Origin of the sequence: Pseudarthrobacter siccitolerans (genome assembly GCF_030823375.1) — a bacterium.
GTDB lineage: Bacteria > Actinomycetota > Actinomycetes > Actinomycetales > Micrococcaceae > Arthrobacter > Arthrobacter siccitolerans_A.
In genome coordinates this window covers 3,171,693-3,193,632 of the sequence record NZ_JAUSXB010000001.1, presented here as the reverse complement: position 1 = coordinate 3,193,632, position 21,940 = coordinate 3,171,693, and the positions used below count along the sequence as shown (strand labels likewise).

Genomic DNA, 21,940 nt, shown 5'->3' with positions numbered 1-21,940 from the left:
TAGGTCTCCTAGAAGAGGTGGGGAATGGAGGTGTTGAGTGCAAGGACGAAAATGCCGTAGAAGGCAATGACGACGGCCGCGCTGACCACGAGGGTGGAGCGCCAGGTTTCCCCGCCCAGGAAGCGCATCCAGATGATGCACAGGACCAGGGCCGGCAGCTCGAAACCGATCAGCGGCATCAGGGCCACCATGGCGGCGAGGGTTACCAGGCCGGTCAGCGGCGCGGCGGACATCCGCGTGAATTTCTCGGCATCGCGGTTGCGCCGGCCGGCTATCAGCTGGAACAGCCCGAGGGCCACCATGACAACGCTGATGATGAACGGCCAGAGGCCTGGCTGCGGCTTCTCCGGAGTGCCCAGCCCCATGGCAATGGAGAGGACTACGGCGCCAATGCCCACACCGATGACCACCAGTGAGGAGGCTGCGTTTGCGAGGGGACCGGCCGCGGGCGGCTTTTCTTCCTCCCACTGTGCCGCAAGCTGCTCGGGTGTGAGGTCGTCCAGGACGTCACCGGGAAGGCTGTGGGGGGCGTCCCCGCCGGAGGCGGCAGCCGCGCTGCTGCCTCCGGCGGGTACTGCGGGTGTTCCTGTCACAGGGATCACTTATTTCCGCTCAGGCTGATGCCGTACTTCTCCACCAGTTCCTTGTACTTCGCTGCGTATTCCTTCCACTCGGTCACAACTTCCGCGCCGAGGATTTCCTTGGGGGTCAGCATGTTCTTCTTGTTGAATTCCTTGTAGGCGTCCGACTTGAAGGTTTCCTGGAATGCCCCGTACAGCTTGTCCTTGACCTCCTGGGGCGTGCCCTTGGGAGCGGCGACCGCACGGTACTGCGCCACCGGAACGTCATATCCTGCTTCCTTGGCGGTGGGGGTGTCCGGAAGGAAGCTGTTGCGCTCTTCGGAGAAGACCAGCAGCGGAGACACCTTGCCGGCCTGGATCTGCGGCATGGCCTCACCGAGCTGGATGGTGGCGAGCTCTACCTGGTTGCCCAGGGCCGCCGTCAGCGCCGGCTTGCCGCTGTCGAAGGGGATGTCGGTGCCGGTGACGTTGGCCTGCTTGAAGAGCACGGTCTGGGCCAGCTGGCTGCCGGTGCCAACGCCGGTGGTGCCGAAGGTAACGCTGCGGCCGGCGTCGGTCACGTCCTTGAAGGACTTAAAGCCGGAGCCGGGGCTGGCCACCAGGACGTAGTCGTCCTGGGACAGTCCGGCGATGATGTCCAGGTCGTCGATGTTGACCGCTTCGTCAGGCGAGACAGCCAGCGGCGTGATGGTGATCAGCGAAGCGGTCAGCAGGACCAGTTCCTGCCCATCGGCGGGCTTGCCGGCAACTTCCTTGGTGGCGAGGGCACCGTTGGCGCCGGGCTTGTTGACTACGGGCACGGGCTTGCCCAAGGTCTTGGAGGCGCCTTCGGCCAGCGCGCGGGCAATGAGGTCCGTGCTGCCGCCTGCTGCCTGGCCCACCGTGAGGTTGATGGGCCCGGAGGGATAATCGGCGGTTTTGGCCTGGCCGCCGGCGACGTTGCCGCAAGCGGTCATGGCCAGCAGCGTAATGGCCGAAGCCGCGCCGAGGACCGAACGGCGTGTGGGGAAGTGCTTCATTGGAACTCCTCATGAAAACTCCGGGATGCTCCCGGACGGTGCTGTGAACCGAATCACTTCGGCTTGCTCGAACGAGTGTAGGGAGCCGTTATGATGCTTGTCTAAGCCCAAATCAGCATCATTTGATACCCGGAAGGCATCATGTTTACCTTCGACCAGCTGGCCGGATTCATCGCCGTAGCCGAGGAGCTGCATTTCGGCCGGGCCGCCGAGCGACTGAATATGACCCAGCCGCCGCTGAGCCGGCAGATCCAAAAACTGGAAAAGATCATCGGGGCGGAACTGCTGGAGCGCGACAACAGGAAAGTCCAGCTGACGTCCGCCGGGCAGACGTTCCTGGATGAAGCCCGGCGCCTGATGGCGCTGGCCGAACGGGCGCCGGTGACCGCCCGCCGGATCGCCTCAGGACGCTCCGGCATCCTGCGCATCGGTTTCACCGCGGCCAGCGGCTTCAGCATCCTGGGGCCGCTGCTCGAAGAGCTCGCCGGAATCATCCCGGAAGTGGACATCGATCTCCAGGAGCTGGTGACGGGGGACCAGCTCAGCGGCCTGCTGACCGGCGAGCTCGACCTTGGCCTGGCCCGTCCACCCTTCGACAGCGAGACCTTCGATTCGCATCTGCTGTACCGGGAATCCCTGGTCATGGCCGCGCCCACCGGGCATCCGTTGACGCTGCTGGGCCGGGACATCACTCCGGAGGACTTCAAAGACGAACCCCTGATCATGCATTCACCCACCCAGGCCCGCTACTTCTACGACCTCGTGGTGCGGATGCTGCCGATCCGGCACGCCAATGTTGTGCATACCGTCAGCCAGATCCTCACCATGGTGTCGCTGGTTTCGGCCAACCGGGGAGTGGCCTTCGTGCCCCATTCAGCCACCCTGCTGGGCATCAAGGGTGTGGAGTTCCTGCCGCTTGCAGTGGGCGAAGGTGAGCAGGTGGAACTGCACGCGCTCTGGAACCGCAGGATCACCAACCCTGCACTGTCACGCCTCCTGCGGGACCTGGAGTTCTCGATGGAGTAGTTTCCCGCCTCAGCGTGACATCATGCTCCCAAGGTATCAATACATATAAAAATGCACTTAGACAGGCATCAGCGCCGCTCCTAGTCTGGAAAGGAATCATCAGCGCGCCGCCGAAAGGCGCACTTACCGGAGGACCACACCGTGGCAAAGCACTCACCCCAGGAACTGGCGGACATTCTCAAGGAAGGGCTCCTGTCCTTCCCCGTGACCTCATTCGACGCGGCGCTGCAGTTCGATGAGGAAAACTACCGCAAGCACCTGGCGTGGCAGGCTAGCTTCCCGGTCGCCGGCCTCTTCGCGGCCGGCGGCACAGGCGAAGGCTTTTCGCTGACGCCGGCGGAGTCCGCCCACGTGGTCCGCACCGCCGTGGAGGAAGTGGGCGGCCGCGTTCCTGTGCTCGCCTCCGCGGGCGGGTCCACTGCCCAGGCCATCGAGAACGCGACGGCTGCCGAAGCAGCCGGTGCCGAAGGCATCCTCCTGCTGCCCCCGTACCTGACCGAAGCGGACCAGGCCGGCCTGGTTGAGCACGTCAGCGCGGTGTGCCGCGCCACGTCCCTGGGTGTCATCATCTACAACCGGGCCAACGCCATTTACAAGGACACCACCGTGGCGACGCTGGCCGACCGGCACGAAAACCTCATCGGTTTCAAGGACGGCGTGGGAGACCTCGAGCACGATGCCCGCGTCTACGCCAAGCTCGGCGACCGGCTCTTCTACCTCGGCGGCCTGCCCACGGCCGAAACCTTCGCGCTTCCCCTGCTGCAGCTCGGCATGAGCACCTACTCCAGCGCCATGTACAACTTCGTTCCGCAGTTCGCCCTGGACTTCTACCAGGACGTGCGCAACAACGACCGCGTGGCCGTCAACAAGAAGCTCAACGACTTCGTGATCCCGTACCTGGACATCCGCGACCGCGTGAAAGGCTACTCGGTGTCCATCGTCAAGGCGGGGCTCGATGCTATCGGCCGCTCCGCAGGCCCTGTCCGCCCGCCGCTGCAGAACCTTGCGGAGCAGGATTTCGCGGACCTCAAAGCCCTCATCGCCACCGTCTCCTGAGCACCGTCTCCTGAGCACTGTCTCCTGATCCATCCCCCCTAGGAGGAACCATCGTGACCCTCACCGGACACTCCCTGATCGCCGGACAGCCCGTCGTCGGCGAAGGAAAAACAGCCTTCGGCTTCAATCCCGCCACGAACGAACAGCTCGATCCCGCCTACTCCCTGATTACCGGGGACCAGCTCGCCGAAGCCACCGCCGCCGCTGCCGCCGCCTACCCGTCCTTCTCGACGCTGGACCCGGAGACCCACGCCGGTTTCCTGGAGGCCATCGCGGACAACATTGACGCCATCGGCGACGAACTCATCATCCGCGCCGGCCAGGAAACAGGGCTGCCCGCGGCCCGGCTGACCGGCGAACGGGCACGCACCACCGGCCAACTGCGGCTCTTCGCGGCCGTCGTCCGCCAGGGTGATTTCCGTGGCGTCCGCGTGGATCCGGCCCTGCCCGAACGCACTCCCCTGCCCCGGGCGGACATCCGCCAGCGTCAGATCCCGCTCGGCCCCGTTGCCGTCTTCGGCGCCAGCAACTTCCCGCTGGCCTTCTCGACGGCGGGCGGAGACACCGCTTCGGCCCTCGCCGCCGGCTGCCCCGTAGTCTTCAAGGCCCACAATGCCCACCCCGGCACCGGCGAACTCGTTGGCCAGGCCGTCGCCAAAGCCGTCAAGGACTGCGGCCTCCACCATGGAGTCTTCTCCCTGGTATACGGCCCGGGCAGCAGCATCGGCCAGGCCCTCGTGGCAGACCCGGCCATCAAGGCAGTGGGCTTCACCGGCTCACAAAGTGCCGGCATCGCACTGATGCGCACCGCTGCCGCACGCCGCGAGCCCATTCCGGTCTACGCGGAGATGTCGTCGCTGAACCCGGTGTTCGTGTTCCCGGGCGCCCTGAACGGCTCCGCCGAAAAAATCGACGCGCTGGCGCAGCAGTATGTTACCGCCGTCACCGGCAGCTCGGGCCAGCTGTGCACCTCCCCCGGACTGCTGTTCGCCCCCGAAGGTGAGCTGGGCGACAAACTCGCTGCCGCCGTCGGCCGTGCTGTTTCCGCCTGCGCAGGCCAGACGATGCTCACCGAAGGAATCGCCGGCTCATGGAATGCCGGCACGGAAGCACTGGGCAGCGCAGCAGGCGTGGACCTCATCGGCCAGGGCCTTGCAGGGGCGACCAAAAACGCCCCGGCGCCCACCATCTTCGGCACCCAGGTCAAAGACTTCGTGTCCAACCACGTCCTCCACGAGGAGATCTTCGGCGCCGCAAGCCTCGTCATCCGCTACGGCTCCGTGGAAGAACTCATCGCGGCCGTCAACCGGCTCGAAGGACAGCTCACCGCGTCCCTGCAGCTCACCGAAGAGGACTACCCGACGGCGGCGCCCCTGATCCCGGCCCTCGAGCAGAAAGTGGGCCGCATCATCGTCAACGGCTGGCCCACCGGCGTCGAAGTCGGCCACGCCATGGTCCACGGCGGCCCCTTCCCGGCCACCTCCGACTCCCGCACCACCTCCGTGGGAACGCTCGCCATCAACCGGTTCCTCCGCCCCGTCGCCTACCAGAACCTGCCCCAGGAACTGCTGCCGGTCCCGCTGCAGGACGCCAACCCCTGGCACCTGAACCGAAGGATCGACGGCGAAGTGGTCCCCGCTGCAGAGAATGCTGAGGTCGGCGCATGAGCAACCAGCCCACCATCTCCCGCATCGAAGTAGTGCCGGTGGCGGGCCATGACAGCATGCTGATGAACCTCAGCGGCGCGCACGGCCCCTTCTTCACCCGCAACATCGTCATCATCACCGACTCGGACGGCCGCACCGGTTTGGGTGAGGTCCCCGGCGGCGAGAAGATCCGCACCACCATCGAGGAAGCCGGCGCGCTCATCAACGGCCAGCCGGTGGCCCGCTACCGCTCCCTGCTGCGCGAGGTCGCGGCTGAGTTCGCCCACCGCGACGCCGGCGGCCGTGGCCTGCAGACCTTCGACCTGCGCACCACGGTGCACGCCGTGACCGCCGTCGAGTCAGCCCTGCTGGACCTTCACGGCCAGTACCTGGGCTTGCCTGTTGCTGAACTGCTGGGCGACGGGCAACAGCGCAGCTCTGTACCCATGCTGGGTTACTTGTTCTTCATCGGCGACCACGCGCGCACGGACCTGCCGTACCTCGTGGAGGAAGCCCCGGCTGACCGGTGGGAAAAGCTCCGGCGCCAGGAGGCCATGACGCCGGACGCCGTCGTCGCGCTGGCCGAAGCAGCACAGGAACGGTTCGGCTTCAGCGACTTCAAGCTCAAGGGCGGCGTGCTGTCCGGCGACGACGAGGTGGACGTTGTCACGGCTCTGGCCAAGCGCTTCCCCGAAGCCCGGGTAACCCTGGACCCCAACGGCGGCTGGCTCCTGGATGAAGCCATCCGGCTGGGCAAGCGGATGCAGGGCATTGTAGCCTACGCCGAGGATCCCTGTGGCGCTGAAGGGCGCTTCTCCGGCCGGGAGGTCATGGCGGAGTTCCGCCGGGCCACCGGGCTGAAGACTGCCACGAACATGATCGCCACCGACTGGCGGGAAATGTCGCACGCCATCCGCAGCAACGCCGTCGACATTCCGCTGGCCGATCCGCACTTCTGGACCATGCACGGCTCGGTGCGGGTGGCCCAGATGTGCCACGAGTTCGGCCTCACCTGGGGTTCGCACTCGAACAACCACTTCGACATCTCACTGGCCATGTTCACCCACACGGGTGCTGCGGCTCCGGGCGAGATCACGGCCCTGGACACGCACTGGATCTGGCAGGACGGGCAGGGCCTCACCAAGGAACCGCTGCAGATCAGGGGCGGCGCCATCGAGGTTCCGGACGCCCCCGGCCTCGGCATCGAACTGGACCGCGAAGCCCTGGACAAGGCGCACCAGCTGTACCTTGCGCACGGCCTCGACGCCCGTGACGACAGCATCGGCATGCAGTACTACATCGACGGCTGGTCCTTCGACCCCAAGCGGCCCTGCCTCGTTCGATAAGAGCCGTCCGATTGCCGGCCTTCGCTGGCAGAATCCGAAGCTGCTCTCCCCAAGCAGCTTCCGGTAAAGTAGTGGGGTCGCTGTGACGGGCCCCACTACTTTACCTGCGCCCCGCAGCCGGCCTGCGTTATCTACCCCAAAGGAAACATTCAATGATGTCTGTGGACAATGCTGTCGCGGACGTGGCCTCGGCCACGAAGAAATTCTTCAAGCGCGTGCTGCCCATCATGCTGGTCATGCTTGTGTGCAACCAGCTGAACCGGTCAAACATCGGCTACGCGCAGGACCACCTCCAGGCTGACGTCGGCATTGGAGCCGCCGCGTACGGATTCGGTGCCGGGCTGTTCTTTATCGCCTACGCAATTTTTGAACTTCCCAGCAACGTGATGATGGAGAAGTACGGCGCCAAGGTCTGGCTGACCAGGATCATGGTCAGCTGGGGCGCCGTTTCCTTCCTGATGGCGTTCGTGCAGAACGAGACCATGTTCTACGTCCTGCGCTTCCTGCTGGGTGCCGCGGAAGCCGGCTTCTTCCCCGCCGTCATCTTCTACTTCGCCCGGTGGGTACCCGCCGGGCAGCGCGGCAAAGCCACCGCAGTCTTCATCGCCGGCTCCTCCATCGCCGCAGCCATTTCCGGACCCATCGCCGGGGTTCTGCTCAGCCTCCAGGGCGCCTTTGGCCTGCGCGGCTGGCAGTGGCTCTTCGGGTTCGAGGGCATCCTGTCCATCCTGGTGGGCATCACCGTGTTCTTCCTCCTGGACGCCAAAATCAAGGACGCCAAATGGCTCACGGCATCTGAAAAGGACGCCCTGTCCCTGGCCATCAGCGCCGAGGATGCCCAGCACGCCACAGCCGACGGCGGCAAGATCAACCGCTGGAAGATGCTCCTGAACCCGCAGATCCTGCTGCTCTGCGGCATCTACTTCTCGGTTCAGTTGTCCATCTACGCCAACACGTTCTGGCTCCCCAGCATCATCAAGCAGATCCCCGGAACCACCGACCTCACTGTCGGCTTCCTCTCTTCGATTCCGTGGATCTGCGCGGTGTTCGCCATGTACTTCGCGGCGAAGTGGCAGGACAAGGCCAAGTCCAAGCGCCCGTTGCTGGTGGCCGCGCTCCTGGTCGCCGCCGTGGGCACGTTCGCAGCCGCCGTCGCATCGCCCGTTATGGCCCTGGTGTTCCTGGCCATCGCCGCCATGGGCTTCAAGAGCGCTTCCCCGCTGTTCTGGACCATCCCGCAGTCCGGGCTGCACCCGCTGGTGCTGGCTCCGGCCATCGCCATCATCAACTCGCTGGGTAACCTGGGCGGATTCGTGGCTCCGTTCGGCTTCGGCATCATCAAGGAGCAGACCGGCAGTGTCATCCCGGGCCTCTTCGCACTGGCCGCCGCGTCCACCATCGCCGCCGGCCTGGTGTACTTCCTGAAGGAACGCCGCACGGGCACGGAGCCAGCCGCCGAGGCCGGGAATCCCGGCGTGGAGATGCCGGTTCCGAGCCGGGCCTAGCTGATGAAGCGATTGCGCCGCAATCGCCGGAACGGTGCCGGGACGCTGTAGCGTTCGGGCGTCACCGCACCGTTCCAGCGTCCCGGCTCCGGGAAACCGACCGGGCGCAAACCGTCCCGGTCGAGGGGCTATGGGCCCGTGATCACCAGGGCAACGCTGTGCCCGCCGAAACCGAAGGCATTCACCAGCCCGGCCGAGGGAGTACCGGGCTGAAGATGGCGGACGTCTTCGGTAACAACGTTAAGTTCCACCTCGGGGTCCAGGTTTTCAACGTTGAGGGTCCCGGGGAGCGTCCCGGTCCGCAAGGCTTCCACCACCACGACGGCGGCCAGCGCCCCCGCGCCGCCCAGCAGGTGGCCGGTATGCCCCTTTGTGGACGTCACCGGGATCTCGGACCCGAAGATCGCGTTGATGGCCTGGCCCTCAAGCTTGTCTCCCACAGGTGTGGACGTGGCGTGGGCGTGCACAAAACCGATATCGTCCGCATTCACGCCAGCGGATTCAAGGGCCTTCTGCATCACCCGGCGCTGCATGGCAGGATCGGCGGCCACGATGTCGTTCGCGTCGGAGGTTACCGCTCCCCCGGCCACTGCCCCCAGCACCGCAGCTCCCCGGGCCCGTGCGTGCTCTTCGCTCTCAAGCACCACCACGCCGGCGCCCTCTGCGAGCACAAAGCCGTCCCGGCCGCCGTCGAACGGCCGCGACGCCCGCTGCGGGTCATCATTGCGCGTGGACAATGCACGGATCTGGGAGAAGCCGGTGATCACCAGGTCGTTGACCGAGGCGTCCACACCACCGGCAATGACGACGTCGGCCGCACCGGAGCGGATCATCTCGGCTGCCTGGACAATCGCCTCAGCTCCGGAGGCGCATGCACTGACCGGCGTCCGGGCGCCGCCGCGGGCACCGAGATCGATGGACACCCAGGCGGCGGGGCCGTTGACCATCAGGCGGGTGAGGGTGTGCGGCGAGACCTTGCGCGGGCCCGACGCTGCCAGGGTCCTGTCCTGTTCCAGCGTGGAACCCAGCCCGCCGTAGGCCGAGCCGATCACCACAGCGAAGCGCTCCGGATCAACCTCGGGGGCGCCGGCCTGCTTCCAGGCCTCACGTGCCGCGATCAGCGCCAGCTGCCCGCAGCGGTCCATGCGTTTCATCTCGCGGGTGCTGAGGTGCCCTGAGAGGTCCGCAGTGACCTGCCCTGCCATCTTCACCGGCAGCTGTTCCGCCCACTCGGCCTCGAGCGGTGCAATGCCTGACTTTCCTGCCACCAGGGCGGACCAGGTTTCGGCCACGGATGAGCCGAGCGGGTTGATGGTGCCGACGCCGGTGACCAGCGCGCGGGGTTTAACTGCAGTCATCTTTGGCTACTTTGCGGGGTTGTGCGTGCCGATAGGCACGAGGGTCAGGTCAGGATGGTTCTTTTCGATGCGGCGCAGCGCCCAAACGTCGTTGAACAAGGCGAGGTACTCGCCGTCGGACCGCAAAAGCACCTCGGCGCCGATGACATTTGCCAGCGCAGGCATGGCATCCACCGTCGAAATCCTGGCCAGGGAGTAGGGCAGGCGCTCCAACCGCATGGGGGCGCTGAAGTCGTGCGCCATGCGGTCCTCCACCACCTCGAACTGCATAGGGCCGACGGCGGCAAGCACCGGAGCCTGGTCACCGCGGACGTCCGAACGGAGCACCTGGATGACGCCCTCGTGCTCAAGCTGCTCGATGCCGCGGCGGAACTGCTTGAACTTGCTGGGGTCCTTGGAGCGCGCCACCTGGAAGTGCTCGGGGGCGAACAGCGGGATGGCGGGGTATTCCACGGGTTCTTCAAGGAAGAGGCTGTCGCCGACGCGCAGGGATGAGGCGTTGACCAGGCCCACTACGTCCCCGGGGTAGGCCTCGTCAATGACTTCGCGTTCGCGGCCGAACACCTGTTGCGCATATTTGGTGGCGAAGGACTTGCCGGTGCGGGTCTGCGTGACCACCATGCCGCGCTCGAACACGCCGGAGCAGACGCGGATGAAGGCCACATGGTCGCGGTGGGCCTTGTTCATGCCGGCCTGGACCTTGAAGACGAAGCCGGAAAACGGGGATTCAACCGGGCGGTGCCTGCCCTCGATGTCCGGGCGCGGGGCTGCCGGCGGAGCGAAGTCCACCAGCGCGTCCAGCAACTCCTTGACGCCGAAGTTGAGCGCAGCGGAGCTGAACAGGATGGGGGTGGCCTTGCCGGCATGGAACGCCTCGACGTCGAACTCAAGGTTCGATTCGATGACCAGGCCGGCCTCATCCACGGCGTCGGACCAGTTGTTGCCCTGGCTTTCGGCTGCTTCTTCGGGCGTGAAGTACTCGGTGATGGCGATCTGCGCGCCGGCGTTGTTGCGCTGGAACCGGGCGAAGCGGTCGTTGCGGAGGTCCCAGACGCCGCGGAAGTCGCCGGAGATGCCCACGGCCCAGGTCAGGGGCATGGGTTGCAGGCCGGTGCGCTCGGTGATTTCGTCCATCAGGGCCAGCGCGTCCAGGCCTGGGCGGTCCCATTTGTTGATGACGGTGATGATGGGCAGGTTGCGCTGCTTGCAGACTTCGAAGAGCTTCATGGTCTGGGTTTCCAGGCCCTTCGCGGCGTCCACCAGCATCACTGCGCAGTCGACGGCGGCCAGCACCCGGTAGGTGTCCTCGGAGAAGTCGGCGTGACCGGGGGTATCCAGGAGGTTAATGACGGTGTCCCGGTAGGAGAACTGCAGCGCCGCGGAGCTGATGGAGATGCCGCGGTCCTTCTCCATCTGCATCCAGTCCGAGACGGTTTCCTTGCGGTTGGCCTTGCCGCTTGAGGCGCCCGCTGTGCCGATCACCCTCGCGTGCAGGGCGAGCGCTTCGGTCAGCGTCGACTTGCCTGCGTCGGGGTGGGAAATGACAGCAAAGGTCCTGCGTCGGCCTGCCTCTTTGTGAATCTCCGAGATCCGGGCGGGGGTGAGGACATCTTGGGACACGGTGCTACTTTCGCTGCGGGTGGGACTGCCCGGGCGCCGTTGAAGGCACTGCGCGCGGGCGCTGCGGCCCGGGCCGGGAAACGGACTGGCGGAAAGCCAAGTTCCAGTTTATCGCAGCCCGGCAAATCACCAGGGTTCCGCTTAACGCCGCGGAAACCAGTAGTTCAAAGCCGCGAAATGAGTGCGGGCTACCGTGACCGCATGATAACGATCAGCAACGTGTTATGCGGTTCCATGTCCCGCCGCACCTCCATGTCCCGCCGGGAAAGGAACTGATCCGGCGTGCACAGTGTCTCTTTCCCAGGCAACCTCTTTTTTGATCCCCTTGCCACAGGGCTGGTGACGTCGGCCCCAACTTCCCAGTTCCGAGGCAACGAATCCGACGGTGCCGCGACCCCCGCCCGGCGGCGCGCAACGCAGACGGCCGCCGAGCAGAAGGCACTCCGGGCCGCGTCGCTGGTGAAGGTCAGCAGGGACCTGGACCGAATGGTGCGGGAGCGGATGCGCTGACGCCCGACGCGGTATTCAGATGCCAGTGACACTTTCCTGCACCATCCATCACAGCCTGAAGGCCAGGGGATTCAATGGCTGCACGGTGTTTGGCTGTTTGGTGTGGGACAGATGGTGTCCCAGGGTCTCTTCGGCGGAGTGAGCCGGCTGGAGCAGCCCGCCACCAGGGAACAAATGTTCGCAGCCTTCGAGGCTGCCAGGCAGCTGCACGAGATGCTCTGGTACCTGCCGGAGGCGCAGATGCGGACCTTCGATCCTGATGCTTCCCTGCGTGCGGTGCAGCTTCGCGGCACCACCGAAAAAGCCTACGGCGGTGAACCGGACGGGCTGCTGTCACTGGACGTACAGGAGCTCCATGCCGAAGTAAGGGCGCTGCTGATGGCTGTCAGTGAAGAAGTCCGCGCATCCTACTTCGCCACACAGACCGACCAGCTGGACCCGGAACTGAAGCCCGGCGCGGATCTGGTTGGCAAGGATCTGGGGGCCCGCCGCTTGTGCGAGGTGGACCTCAGGGGCGCCTGCCTGATTGCATCCGACCTTCGCGGCCCTGATTTGGCAAGCGCGTCACACTGGGGCTGATAAAAGGATTGCCCGGGCAGCAGCCGCAAACGTGATGGCCGGCGCCACAAAATGTCCACCCGGCTGCCCGCCGTCGAATGCATTTTGGTCCGGTTGGAGGCATCCCCTAACGGGGCACTTTAGGGCTTGCCTGTACGGAAGTTGGTCTCTCTTGCCCCTATCATTGAGCTTGCGGGAAAATGAGCATTTTTGAATCCTGCCGGCGAAGCATAAAACCGGCATTCCTGCGGGCGTCCGGCCCGCACCTTTGAAGGGAAAACACTTAATGGCGCGGAGCCCCGAAGAATCTCTCAGGGCAACCCTGGCCAGAGTGGCACCCGGGACTCCGCTCCGGGACGGGCTGGAGCGGATCCTCCGGGGACGGACCGGTGCGCTGATCGTCCTGGGCTCGGACCGGACCATCGACTCCATCTGCTCGGGTGGTTTCGATATCGGCATCGACTTCTCCCCCACCCGGCTCCGCGAGCTCGCCAAAATGGACGGTGCCATCATCTGCGACAAGGACGCCGGCAACATCCTCCGTGCCGCCGTCCAGCTGGTCCCGGATTCCAGCATCGAAACCCAGGAATCCGGCACCCGCCACCGCACCGCGGAACGCGTGGCTATCCAGACTGGCGTACCCGTTATCTCGGTCAGCCAGTCCATGCAGATCATCGCCCTGTATGTAAACGGCCTGCGCCACGTCCTGGAGGGATCCGAAAAAGTTCTGGCCCGCGCCAACCAGGCCCTCGCAACCCTGGAGCGCTACCGGTCCCGCCTGGACCAGGTGACCAGTTCGCTTTCCGCCCTGGAAATCGAAGCCATGGTGACGGTAAGGGATGTCGCTGTCACCCTCCAGCGGCAGGAAATGGTCCGCCGCATCTCTGAAGAAATCTCCCAGTACGTCCTGGAACTGGGCGAGGACGGCCGGCTCCTGTCGCTCCAGCTCGATGAGCTCACAGTTGGCCGCGGCCCCGGAAGCGATGTGATCATCCGTGATTACGCCAGCCCCACCGCCTCCGCCGAGGACATCGAAAAAGCAGTTAACGAACTGGTGAACCTTGGCCCCACAGAGCTGATTGATTTGGGCAAAATCTCCAGCATCGTGGGGTTTGCCGGCGGCGAAGCGAACCTGGATGCCGTGGTGCAGCCCCGGGGTTACCGCCTGCTCTCGGGCCTGAAAGCAGTTCCGAAGGCGGTTGCGGACCGGCTGGTGGACCACTTCGGCGGCCTCCAGTTCCTGATGGCAGCCACCATCGACGACCTCATGACCGTGGACGGCATCGGCGACCAGCGGGCCCGGACAGTGCGCGAAGGCCTCAGCCGGATGGCAGAAGCAAGCCTGCTGGACCGTTTCCTCTAAGTCCCAACTGGCGCCCTCGCCCAGCAATCCCGGACAGACAACCCTGCCGGCGTGGCGCCCACCGCAGACGCCCGTCAGTTCAGCTGGAACACAGCCTTCGGGCTGGCTTTGGAGCCGAGCTTTGCGGTGAAGATGTAGTACGCGCCGCCGCCCCCCGGCTTGGCTTCAACTGCCTGGCAGCCGTCAATTGAACGGTTGCGCGACCACGGGAAGTTGGCGGTTTCGCTGGCCCCCGGCGCAATGATTTTCACCAGGTCCTCGCTCTTCGCCTGGCAATCCTTCGACGAGAAAATCCGGTCCGCGCCGCTGGTCACCAGGAATTCCATCTGCGAGGTTCCGATGTTGACCTCGCACGGAATGGTGCCGCCGTTGGTCACCTTGAGGGTCAGCATCGGGTTTTCCTCGGGGCCATACGCGGCCTTGTCCGTCGACGCCGAAACGGTCACCAGGTTCTGGTTGCAGGTGGGGGTGGTTGACGGCGTCGGGGTGGGCGCCGGAGCAGAAGACGACGGCGATGCCTGGCTGGATGGGTCGGCGGACGCGGTTGCCCCGGCGGCAGGATCCGTGGACGACGCCTGCTCGGAGCTGCCGCTGAAGGCGCCGGCAAGGGAGAAGCCGCCGACCACCAGTGCGATCACCAGCAGCAGCGCCCCACCAAGGAACAGCCGGCGCCGGCGGTACACGGCAGGGCTCGGCTTGCGAACCATGCTGGATCCGGATGCCGTTGTCCTGCCGCGTGATGTTGAATTGCCTTGCCCGCCCATCCTCCTAGGCTAGAGAACCGCCGCGGATCTGCCCTGCCACCACGCCGCCGGCAGGCCCATCGCTCTGGTCACATCCACCCAGTGGCCGGTCCACTTCCCTTTTCAGGCTCCGGGAAGGGATCCATTACAGTGTTGGGATCGATACTGAAGCCTTAACTCCCGCCGCGCCTGCCCGTTTTCCTTCGGGGCCGGAACTGCAGGCGCTGCACACCCGGATCAACACCTGGTTCGCCGGCATCGCCCGCGACCTGCCCTGGCGCGAGCCGGCCTGTTCGGCCTGGGGTGTGCTGGTCAGTGAGATCATGCTGCAGCAAACCCCCGTGGTCCGGGTGCTGCCGGTCTGGCACGAATGGCTGAAGCGCTGGCCCACCCCGGCTGGCCTTGCGGGGGAGCCGGCCGGAGAGGCAGTGCGTGCCTGGGGCAGGCTCGGTTATCCGCGCCGTGCGCTGCGGCTGCACGCGGCAGCAGTCGCCATTATGCAGGACCATGGCGGCAAGGTTCCGGACAGCTACACCGAGTTGCTGGCGTTGCCCGGAGTGGGCAGTTACACGGCAGCAGCTGTTGCAGCCTTCGCCTTCGGGCGGCGCGAAACCGTGGTGGATACCAACATCCGGCGGGTCCACGCCAGGCTGATCTCCGGCACGGCGCTTCCCGCCCCTGCCCTGACGGCCGCCGAGATGCGGCTGGCCGCCCGGCTTCTGCCGGCCGACGACGGCACATCAGCGCGATGGAACGCTGCGGTGATGGAGCTGGGGGCGTTGGTCTGCACGGCCCGCGCGCCCAAGTGCGGCGACTGCCCCGTCCGCGACTCGTGTGCCTGGCGGGCTGCAGGTGAGCCACCGCCGTCGTACGTCCCCAAGGGACAGGCCTGGCACGGCACTGACCGCCAGGTGCGTGGAGCCGTGATGGCGGTACTGCGCTTAGCGGAGGCGCCCGTGCCGACGGAGATGTTCCAGCGGGAGCCGGCGGACCTGGGGTTCGCGCCGGAGGGGATCGCCGTGCCCTTGGCCGCCCTGCACAGGCTCAACTCCGCCCCCGAGCAACTGGACCGGGCGCTGTCGGGACTGCTTGCCGACGGCCTTGCCGAGGTGAATGACGGCGGATACCGCCTTCCCGCCTAAGCGTGTCGGAGGTGGCCCGCGTGAACAAATACGTGGGATGGCATACTTCTTGGAGACTGGAACAGGGGGAAAACCGTGAGGACCATTCTGTACATTGTGTGGGCGCTGTTCGTTGTGGCAGCCGTCTTCGCCTGCGTCCACGCGGTGCGCAAAACGCGGCACCGGGAGCAGCAGATTGCGGGCTGGCCGCGGGCGCAGGCTACCGTCACCGGCAGCATCGCGGGGTGGACCAACGGCGGCGGCGGATCCAGCCGGAGCCGGCGCTTTTTCCCCATGTACCAGTTCACGGACCCGCACGGAACACTGTTCGCGGGCGAATCCGATGTTTCCTCGGCCGGTAAGCCCGTCCCGGGTTCGCTGATCGAGGTAGCCTACAACCCGGGCAACCCCAACGAGTCGATGCAGGTTTCGTCAGCACCCCGGACAGCGATGGGGTGCCTTATCCCCTTCTTCGCCGTGTTCGCGCTTGCCTTGTTCTGGTTCATCGGCGTCTTCCCGCTGGGCTGATCCAGCCACAGCTGAGGGGCACCATAACGATGTTTGCATCACTTCAACATAGAGCGCAGGCAGGCAGCGCCCCCGGCCTTACGCTGAAGTATGGGCAAGGGCGGGCTGCTTTTGGCGTTGTTGACGACGGCGGGACTCGCCACTGCGTGCGGGCCCGGCCCCGGGGCGGTCCCGTGCCCTGCCATCGCCCAAGCCACGGCTGTTGCGGTTACCGTTGCAGCGCACTACGCACCGCAGGTGGAGAAGCTGCACGTCAAGGCCTGCCAGGACGGGCAGTGCAAGGAAGAAGATGTGGAGCTGCGCCAGGGCAGCGCGTCCATGGACCAAGGCTGCACCCCGGAGGGCGCCTGCTCCGCGACGGCCTCCCCTGACGGGACGAAGATCGCCACGCTGTTCCTGGAAAACCTTACGGAATCCTCCATGGCGGTGACGGCTTCCGCAGCTGCGCCGGATGGATCAGCCCTGCCCGTGCGGACCCTGGATTTCCGCCCGCGGGGCAACTACCCCTTCGGCGAGCAGTGCGGCAGGTTCATTTCTGCGTCCGTGCTGCTGGATGCCCAGGGACTGCGGGAAAGAACCTGATCCTGGAACGGCGCGGATCCTAAAACAAACGCGGGTCCTGTAACAAACGCGGGTCCTAGAACAACGCGGGCTGGCTGAAGTTCTCCTCCGCGGAAGCCCCGGAACCGCCAGCGCCTGCGGCAGTTTCCGGCAACCACTCGAAGCCCAGGTCAGCGAGGAGTTCCTCAACGGACGTCTGCCCCTCCAGCACGGCGATATCCGGGGTGTTGTCTTCGAGGTCGAGCCGTTCCATGGCATCGAGCATATTCGCAGGAGCCTGCTGGGGCGGTGCGAACACACCGCCGGGTCATCATTCCGGTTGTCCAGGCGTCAGGAACGGGCGTCCTACGGCTCGCCGAAGCCGGCCTGCACCAGCCCGCCCACGTAGTTCACGGCGCGTTCGGCGTCCACGCCCCAGGCTTCAACGTGAAGCACCGATCCCTTCCCGGCTGCCAGGGTCATCAGCCCTGTCATGGACGTGGCGTCCACGCCGTTCACGTGGACTTCGGCATCCAGGGACGAGAGGCCGCCGGCTATCTTGGCAGCCGGCCGTGCGTGCATGCCGGCCTGGTTGATGAGCTCAAAGTCGCCGGTGAAGTCTGGCCCGGAACCGGTGACGGAACCTTCCTCCACCTCCTGCAGCCCAGGGGCACCGGGCTGCCTGGCAGGACCTCGCACTGCTTCCGCTGCCTGCTTGACCGCCTGCACGTCGCCGCCACCCTGCGCAGCCACCGCGGCGGCCACGAGTCCTTCCACCAGCGGTGCATCCGCCAGCACCACGTCGGCAGGATTGTCCACAAACTCCAGCGCTGATTCCGCTGTCATCACGGCCGAGCCCAGATCGGTGAGGATCACCGTGCCGCCGCCGTTGGGCACCTGGTCCAGTGCGGCCATGACCTTCTCCAGGCTGGTGCCGATCCTGCCGTCGGTGGTGCCGCCCGCCGGCAGGATGACGACGTCAGGCGCCATTTGCGCGGCAAGTTCCGCGGCGCCGTCGGCAATCTTTTCGCTATGGGAAACCACCACGATGCTGACGGTCACGCAGCCGCCTTTGCCGCAGCACGCAGGATGAGGGCGCTGGACGCCGCGCCGGGATCGCGGTGCCCGGCGCTCCGCTCGCCCAGGTAACTGGCCCGCCCTTTCCGTGCCACCAGCGGGTCGGTGGCCACTGCCCCCGCCTCCGCAGCCTCGGCCGCAGCAACCAGGACGGTCAACGGCTCATTGCTGCCATTTGCGGCCGCCTTGCCAGCCGCTTCAGCCGCCGGCGTCCAGGCGTCCACCATGGTCTTGTCCCCCAGCTCAGCTTTCCCGCGGGCCACAATGCCGTCCCGCGCCGCGGTGAGGGCACCAGCCCAGGCGGCAGGATCAATTTCGGGAGCATCACCCAGGGACGTGGCCGCCCGCAGGAATGCCGTCCCGTACAGCGGGCCCGCCGCACCGCCCACTTTGGACATCAGTGTCATGGCCGTGAGCTTCAACGCGGCCCCCGGGGTTTCCGGCGGCGACTCGGCGAGTTTGTTCAGGACGGCCTGGAATCCACGGTCCATGTTCTCGCCATGGTCCGAATCCCCGATGGCCCGGTCCAGCTCGATCAGCTCCACCCGGTGCTCCGCCATGGCCTGGGCACAGAGCGTGAGCCACTTGACCGTCCAGTTCACATCCAGGGCCACCGCTACACGCCCCAACGCAGTGCTGCCGTGTGCACCGGCGCGTCCCACAGTTCCGTGAGCTCGTCGTCGAGCCTCAGCACGGAGATGGAGCAGCCCTGCATTTCCAGTGCGGTGATGTAATTGCCCACCAGGGAACGCTCGACGGCGGCGCCCCTCTCAGCGAGCACCTGCGCGGCCCGCCGGTACACAATGTACAACTCGCTCAGTGGAGTGCCGCCCATGCCGTTGACGAACAGGAGCACCTTGTCTCCGGAGGTGATCCTCAGGTCGGACAGCACGGGCTCCAGCAGCCGGTCCGTGATGCCGTCCGCGTTCTCCATGGGGATGCGGTGCCTGCCGGGCTCACCGTGGATCCCGATGCCGATCTCGATTTCATCCTCGGCCAGGTCGAAGCTTGGCGAGCCCGCGTGGGGAACAGTGCAGGCTGACAGTGCCACGCCCATGGTGCGGACGTTTGTGTTGACCCGTTCGCCGATGGCTGCAACCGCGTCGAGGTCGTCGCCCCGTTCGGCTGCGGCACCGGCAATCTTCTCCACCAACACCGTTCCGCCCACCCCGCGGCGCCCAGCCGTGTACAGCGAGTCCTCCACGGCTACGTCGTCATTGACCAGGACGGTGCGGACGTTCACGCCCTCCGCCTCCGAGAGTTCCGCTGCGGTTTCGAAGTTCAGGACGTCACCGGTGTAGTTCTTTACGATGTGCACGACGCCGGCACCTGAGTTCACGGCGAGCGTCGCCGGAAGGATCTGGTCCGGCGTGGGCGAGGTGAACACCGCCCCCGGCACGGCGGCGTCGAGCATGCCGCGGCCCACGAACCCGGCATGGAGGGGTTCGTGGCCGCTGCCGCCGCCAGAGACGAGGCCTACTTTCCCACTGACCGGCGCATCTTTGCGCGTGATGAAAGTGGGATCTGAACTGACGTTGACTAGGTCTGCATGTGCCTGGCCAAAACCCTGCACTGATTCTTCAACTACCGACTTTGGATCGTTGATGAGTTTCTTCATGGCGGTGCTCCTGGGTCTGCTTCCTGGAGGATGACATTCCCGACCCTACTACCGGCGGGTGGCGAGGCGATAGGGTCCGGATCTGCCCGGGTACAGAAAAGGGACAGCCCCCAATGACCGTCCCTTTCCCTGGGCCCCCAAACCCGGCCGAGCTTAGTTTATCCATCAACTCGAGTAAAAGGAACTGGAGGTCAGCGGGTTACGGCATCAGTTTTTCCCAAGCCCGGAATGGGGAGTCCCGTCAGAGGAACTTGACCATGCGGGTGTTGCCAAGGGTGTTCGGTTTCACCCGCGCGAGGTCGAGAAACTCGGCCACGCCTTCGTCATGGGAGCGGAGCAGCTCGGAGTAGACCACTGGGTCCACAGCGGACTGGTCTGCCATGACTTCGAAGCCGTGGCGCTTGAAGAAGTCCACCTCGAATGTGAGGCAAAATACGCGGGCCACACCCAGGGCGCGGGCTTCCTCAAGCAGGCTCTCTACCAGCACATGGCCCACGCCCTGCCCGCGCCAGTCCTCGGAAGCGGCCAGCGTCCTGACCTCGGCCAGGTCTTCCCACATGACGTGGAGCGCCCCGCAGCCGATGATGTCGCCGCCGTCGGACTCTGCGATGCGGAACTCCTGGAGGCTTTCGTAGTACGCCACCGTCTCCTTGGCCATCAGAATCCGCTGCTCAGCCAGCGGCGCTACAAGCTTCTTGATGGCGGACACGTCACTGGTGCGGGCAGGCCGGATATGGAAGGAGTCAGTCACAGGGCAATCCTAGTTCGAGTGCTGGCATGCTTCGCTGCTTGGGTTCGGCGGCTGGTGCTGCGCCAGCCTGATTTCTTCATAGAGCTGCTGAGGTGAAGTTTTGCTTGCCCTCGACTGTGAGAAGTGAGCCGGATGGCGAAGAGTTAGGAGTTCACATCCGGCAGCGTTTGCGGACGCGGGCCGGAACCAACCAGTGTTGCGGATGTTATCCACGTCACCCCAAAAGGTGCAGCCGCCCGACCCGGAGGAAAAATGGCCATAGGCTCCCCCACGCTGACCGATGAACCGTTGGCGCAAGATGAGAAGCAGGGCCTTCGACGGTCCATGGAGGCCCGTCACCTGGTGATGATTGCCATGGGAGGTGTCATAGGGTCCGGCCTGTTCCTCAGTTCGGGGTACACCATTGCCCAGGCAGGGCCGCTGGGAGCAATCATCGCCTACCTCCTCGGCGCCGTGGTGGTTTACATGGTGATGGCCTGCCTGGGTGAGCTGGCAGTTGCGTACCCGGTGTCAGGTGCTTTCCACATTTATGCAGCGAGGTCGATAGGTCCCGCCACCGGCTTTGCCACCGCCTGGCTTTACTGGCTCTGCTGGGCGGTTGCCCTGGGCTCGGAGTTCACCGCGGCCGGCCTTTTGATGCAGCGCTGGTTCCCGCAGGTGGACGTCTGGATCTGGTGCCTCGTTTTTGCTGCCGTGCTTTTCACGCTAAACGCCATCTCTTCGCGGGTCTTTGGTGAATCGGAGTTCTGGTTCGCGCTCATAAAGGTTGCCGCCGTCATCGGGCTGATTGTCCTGGGCGGCGCAGCCCTGCTCGGCTTTCATCCGCTGGCCGAAAATGGCTATCCGTTCCTGGGTGAAAACCTCAACACGCCGCAGGGCCTGTTTCCCAACGGAATTACCGGAGTGCTGATCACCACCCTTGCTGTCTTCTATGCATTCTCGGGATCTGAACTCATTGGCGTGGCGGCAGGAGAAACTGCCAACCCCGCAGCCAATATTCCTAAGGCGATGCGGACCACCGTTATCCGCCTGATGATTTTCTTTGTTGGCGCCATCGCCGTTATCGCCGGTACGGTGCCCTACGAGGAAACGTCGCTCGAACAAAGCCCCTTTGTCACCGTCTTCTCGCAGCTGGGCATTCCCTACGCCGCCGACATCATGAATTTCGTTATCATCACCGCACTTTTGTCTGCCGGAAACTGTGGCCTGTTTTCCTGCGCCCGGATGCTTTTCTCCCTTGCGGATGAAGGCCACGCCCCAAAAGCCCTGCAAAAACTCACAAGGCGCGGCATCCCACTGCTTGCCCTCTGCGTCAGCATGCTGGGCGGCCTGGCTTCGCTGATCAGCAGTGTGGTGGCACCAACAACCGTTTACCTGGTCCTCGTATCCGTTGCCGGATTTGCCACGGTGGGCGTCTGGATGTCCATCACCGCGGCACACTTCTTCCACCGCCGGAACTTCCTGCGCTCGGGCGGCGACACCGCGTCGCTCCCGTACAGTGCCCCGCTGTTCCCGATCTTGCCCATTGCCGCGTTCGTGCTGTGCGTCATTTCCCTGATCGGCATAGCCTTCGACCCCACCCAGGCAACAGCCCTCTACTTCGGAGTCCCCTTCGTGGCAGCCTGCTACGCCTACTTCCACTTCAAACACGGCCGAGGGAAGAAGGTCCTGACCAACGAGAAGGAAACAGAAGCCCAAAAGGTCGACGCACCCTAGCCCCAAGAAAGTAGGGCACAGGCCAGCGGCAAGGCCGGGCTGTTTAGCGTCCGAAGGCAGCGACCACGGCACCAGACGGGTGGGCCTGGAACTCGGGTGTGCGGTCGGAGTACTCCCGGCAAAAGGTAGGAAGGCTGGGACATGTAGCGCGCGTCCGGCGACACCAGGCAAGAGGCGAAGGGGGCTGGGACACTTACGTAGCGTGCGTCAGGCGACGCCCGGCAAGAGGCGAAGGCGGCTGGGACATTTACGTAGCGT

At 65.3% G+C, this 21,940-nt stretch carries 22 protein-coding genes; 12 read left to right on the top strand and 10 right to left on the bottom strand.

All coding sequences use genetic code 11. The features are described 5' to 3' along the window. Nucleotides 1-8: 8 nt before the first annotated feature. Entirely contained in the window at nucleotides 9-593 is a 585-nt protein-coding gene (locus QFZ36_RS14825; protein WP_306637675.1) for a tripartite tricarboxylate transporter TctB family protein, read from the bottom strand. Between the two features lie 5 nt (nucleotides 594-598). After that, nucleotides 599-1,600: a Bug family tripartite tricarboxylate transporter substrate binding protein gene (locus QFZ36_RS14820; protein WP_306637674.1), complete on the bottom strand. Its 1,002-nt coding sequence runs from the start codon at nucleotides 1,598-1,600 to the stop codon at nucleotides 599-601. Between the two features lie 141 nt (nucleotides 1,601-1,741). Between QFZ36_RS14820 and QFZ36_RS14815 the strand changes: the two genes are divergently transcribed. The 5 genes from QFZ36_RS14815 to QFZ36_RS14795 all read left to right on the top strand — a co-directional run bounded on the left by QFZ36_RS14815 (nucleotide 1,742) and on the right by QFZ36_RS14795 (nucleotide 8,179). Continuing rightward, nucleotides 1,742-2,626 (top strand): LysR family transcriptional regulator, encoded by an 885-nt coding sequence (locus QFZ36_RS14815; protein WP_306637673.1) that lies wholly within the window; start codon nucleotides 1,742-1,744, stop codon nucleotides 2,624-2,626. Between the two features lie 141 nt (nucleotides 2,627-2,767). Beyond that, nucleotides 2,768-3,682, top strand: a complete 915-nt coding sequence (gene kdgD / locus QFZ36_RS14810; RefSeq protein ID WP_306637672.1) for a 5-dehydro-4-deoxyglucarate dehydratase — start codon at nucleotides 2,768-2,770, stop codon at nucleotides 3,680-3,682. Nucleotides 3,683-3,735: 53 nt separating this feature from the next. Continuing rightward, nucleotides 3,736-5,349 (top strand): aldehyde dehydrogenase (NADP(+)), encoded by a 1,614-nt coding sequence (locus QFZ36_RS14805; RefSeq protein WP_306637671.1) that lies wholly within the window; start codon nucleotides 3,736-3,738, stop codon nucleotides 5,347-5,349. Next, nucleotides 5,346-6,674, top strand: coding sequence for an enolase C-terminal domain-like protein (locus QFZ36_RS14800; protein WP_306637670.1), 1,329 nt, complete (start codon nucleotides 5,346-5,348; stop codon nucleotides 6,672-6,674). Before QFZ36_RS14805 ends, QFZ36_RS14800 begins: the two co-directional genes overlap by 4 nt. A 152-nt stretch (nucleotides 6,675-6,826) precedes the next feature. Further along, on the top strand, nucleotides 6,827-8,179 hold the full coding sequence (locus QFZ36_RS14795; protein ID WP_306637669.1) for an MFS transporter: 1,353 nt from the start codon (nucleotides 6,827-6,829) through the stop codon (nucleotides 8,177-8,179). A 128-nt stretch (nucleotides 8,180-8,307) separates the two neighbouring features. Here QFZ36_RS14795 and QFZ36_RS14790 read toward each other — a convergent pair whose 3' ends face one another. Both QFZ36_RS14790 and QFZ36_RS14785 read right to left on the bottom strand, forming a co-directional pair. Then, nucleotides 8,308-9,537, bottom strand: a complete 1,230-nt coding sequence (locus tag QFZ36_RS14790) for a beta-ketoacyl-[acyl-carrier-protein] synthase family protein (protein WP_306637668.1) — start codon at nucleotides 9,535-9,537, stop codon at nucleotides 8,308-8,310. 6 nt (nucleotides 9,538-9,543) lie between these two features. Continuing rightward, on the bottom strand, nucleotides 9,544-11,157 hold the full coding sequence (locus QFZ36_RS14785; RefSeq protein ID WP_306637667.1) for a peptide chain release factor 3: 1,614 nt from the start codon (nucleotides 11,155-11,157) through the stop codon (nucleotides 9,544-9,546). 282 nt (nucleotides 11,158-11,439) lie between these two features. On the opposite strand from QFZ36_RS14785, the gene QFZ36_RS14780 reads away from it, so the two are divergent. From QFZ36_RS14780 to disA, 3 genes are all read left to right on the top strand, one after another. Beyond that, entirely contained in the window at nucleotides 11,440-11,667 is a 228-nt protein-coding gene (locus QFZ36_RS14780; RefSeq protein ID WP_306637666.1) for a hypothetical protein, read from the top strand. Nucleotides 11,668-11,769: 102 nt separating this feature from the next. Next, entirely contained in the window at nucleotides 11,770-12,246 is a 477-nt protein-coding gene (locus QFZ36_RS14775) for a hypothetical protein (RefSeq protein WP_306637665.1), read from the top strand. Between the two features lie 265 nt (nucleotides 12,247-12,511). Beyond that, on the top strand, nucleotides 12,512-13,588 hold the full coding sequence (gene disA / locus QFZ36_RS14770; RefSeq protein WP_306637664.1) for a DNA integrity scanning diadenylate cyclase DisA: 1,077 nt from the start codon (nucleotides 12,512-12,514) through the stop codon (nucleotides 13,586-13,588). 74 nt (nucleotides 13,589-13,662) lie between these two features. Here the strand turns inward: disA and QFZ36_RS14765 are convergent, their stop codons facing one another. After that, nucleotides 13,663-14,352: a hypothetical protein gene (locus tag QFZ36_RS14765; protein ID WP_306637663.1), complete on the bottom strand. Its 690-nt coding sequence runs from the start codon at nucleotides 14,350-14,352 to the stop codon at nucleotides 13,663-13,665. Nucleotides 14,353-14,654: 302 nt separating this feature from the next. On the opposite strand from QFZ36_RS14765, the gene QFZ36_RS14760 reads away from it, so the two are divergent. From QFZ36_RS14760 to QFZ36_RS14750, 3 genes are all read left to right on the top strand, one after another. Continuing rightward, entirely contained in the window at nucleotides 14,655-15,473 is an 819-nt protein-coding gene (locus tag QFZ36_RS14760; protein ID WP_306637662.1) for an A/G-specific adenine glycosylase, read from the top strand. Between the two features lie 75 nt (nucleotides 15,474-15,548). Continuing rightward, a complete protein-coding gene (locus tag QFZ36_RS14755; protein WP_306637661.1) occupies nucleotides 15,549-15,980 on the top strand; it encodes a DUF3592 domain-containing protein in 432 nt (143 codons plus the stop codon). Nucleotides 15,981-16,070: 90 nt separating this feature from the next. Further along, nucleotides 16,071-16,562: a hypothetical protein gene (locus tag QFZ36_RS14750; RefSeq protein WP_306637659.1), complete on the top strand. Its 492-nt coding sequence runs from the start codon at nucleotides 16,071-16,073 to the stop codon at nucleotides 16,560-16,562. A gap of 55 nt (nucleotides 16,563-16,617) precedes the next feature. Here QFZ36_RS14750 and QFZ36_RS14745 read toward each other — a convergent pair whose 3' ends face one another. From QFZ36_RS14745 to QFZ36_RS14725, 5 genes are all read right to left on the bottom strand, one after another. Further along, entirely contained in the window at nucleotides 16,618-16,839 is a 222-nt protein-coding gene (locus QFZ36_RS14745; protein ID WP_306637658.1) for a hypothetical protein, read from the bottom strand. Between the two features lie 47 nt (nucleotides 16,840-16,886). After that, the gene (dhaM, locus tag QFZ36_RS14740) at nucleotides 16,887-17,582 is read right to left on the bottom strand and encodes a dihydroxyacetone kinase phosphoryl donor subunit DhaM (RefSeq protein WP_306637657.1); all 696 of its coding nucleotides are present in this window, start codon (nucleotides 17,580-17,582) and stop codon (nucleotides 16,887-16,889) included. Next, on the bottom strand, nucleotides 17,579-18,211 hold the full coding sequence (dhaL, locus tag QFZ36_RS14735) for a dihydroxyacetone kinase subunit DhaL (protein WP_306637656.1): 633 nt from the start codon (nucleotides 18,209-18,211) through the stop codon (nucleotides 17,579-17,581). The genes dhaM and dhaL overlap by 4 nt, the downstream gene beginning before the upstream one ends. Before the next feature lie 2 nt (nucleotides 18,212-18,213). Next, nucleotides 18,214-19,215: a dihydroxyacetone kinase subunit DhaK gene (gene dhaK, locus QFZ36_RS14730; protein ID WP_306637655.1), complete on the bottom strand. Its 1,002-nt coding sequence runs from the start codon at nucleotides 19,213-19,215 to the stop codon at nucleotides 18,214-18,216. 241 nt (nucleotides 19,216-19,456) lie between these two features. Further along, nucleotides 19,457-19,966 carry an amino-acid N-acetyltransferase gene (locus QFZ36_RS14725; protein ID WP_306637654.1) on the bottom strand — a complete coding sequence of 170 codons (510 nt, stop codon included), beginning with the start codon at nucleotides 19,964-19,966 and terminating at the stop codon, nucleotides 19,457-19,459. Nucleotides 19,967-20,218: 252 nt separating this feature from the next. Between QFZ36_RS14725 and QFZ36_RS14720 the strand changes: the two genes are divergently transcribed. Beyond that, nucleotides 20,219-21,682, top strand: a complete 1,464-nt coding sequence (locus QFZ36_RS14720; protein ID WP_306637653.1) for an amino acid permease — start codon at nucleotides 20,219-20,221, stop codon at nucleotides 21,680-21,682. The last annotated feature ends 258 nt before the right edge of the window (nucleotides 21,683-21,940 follow it).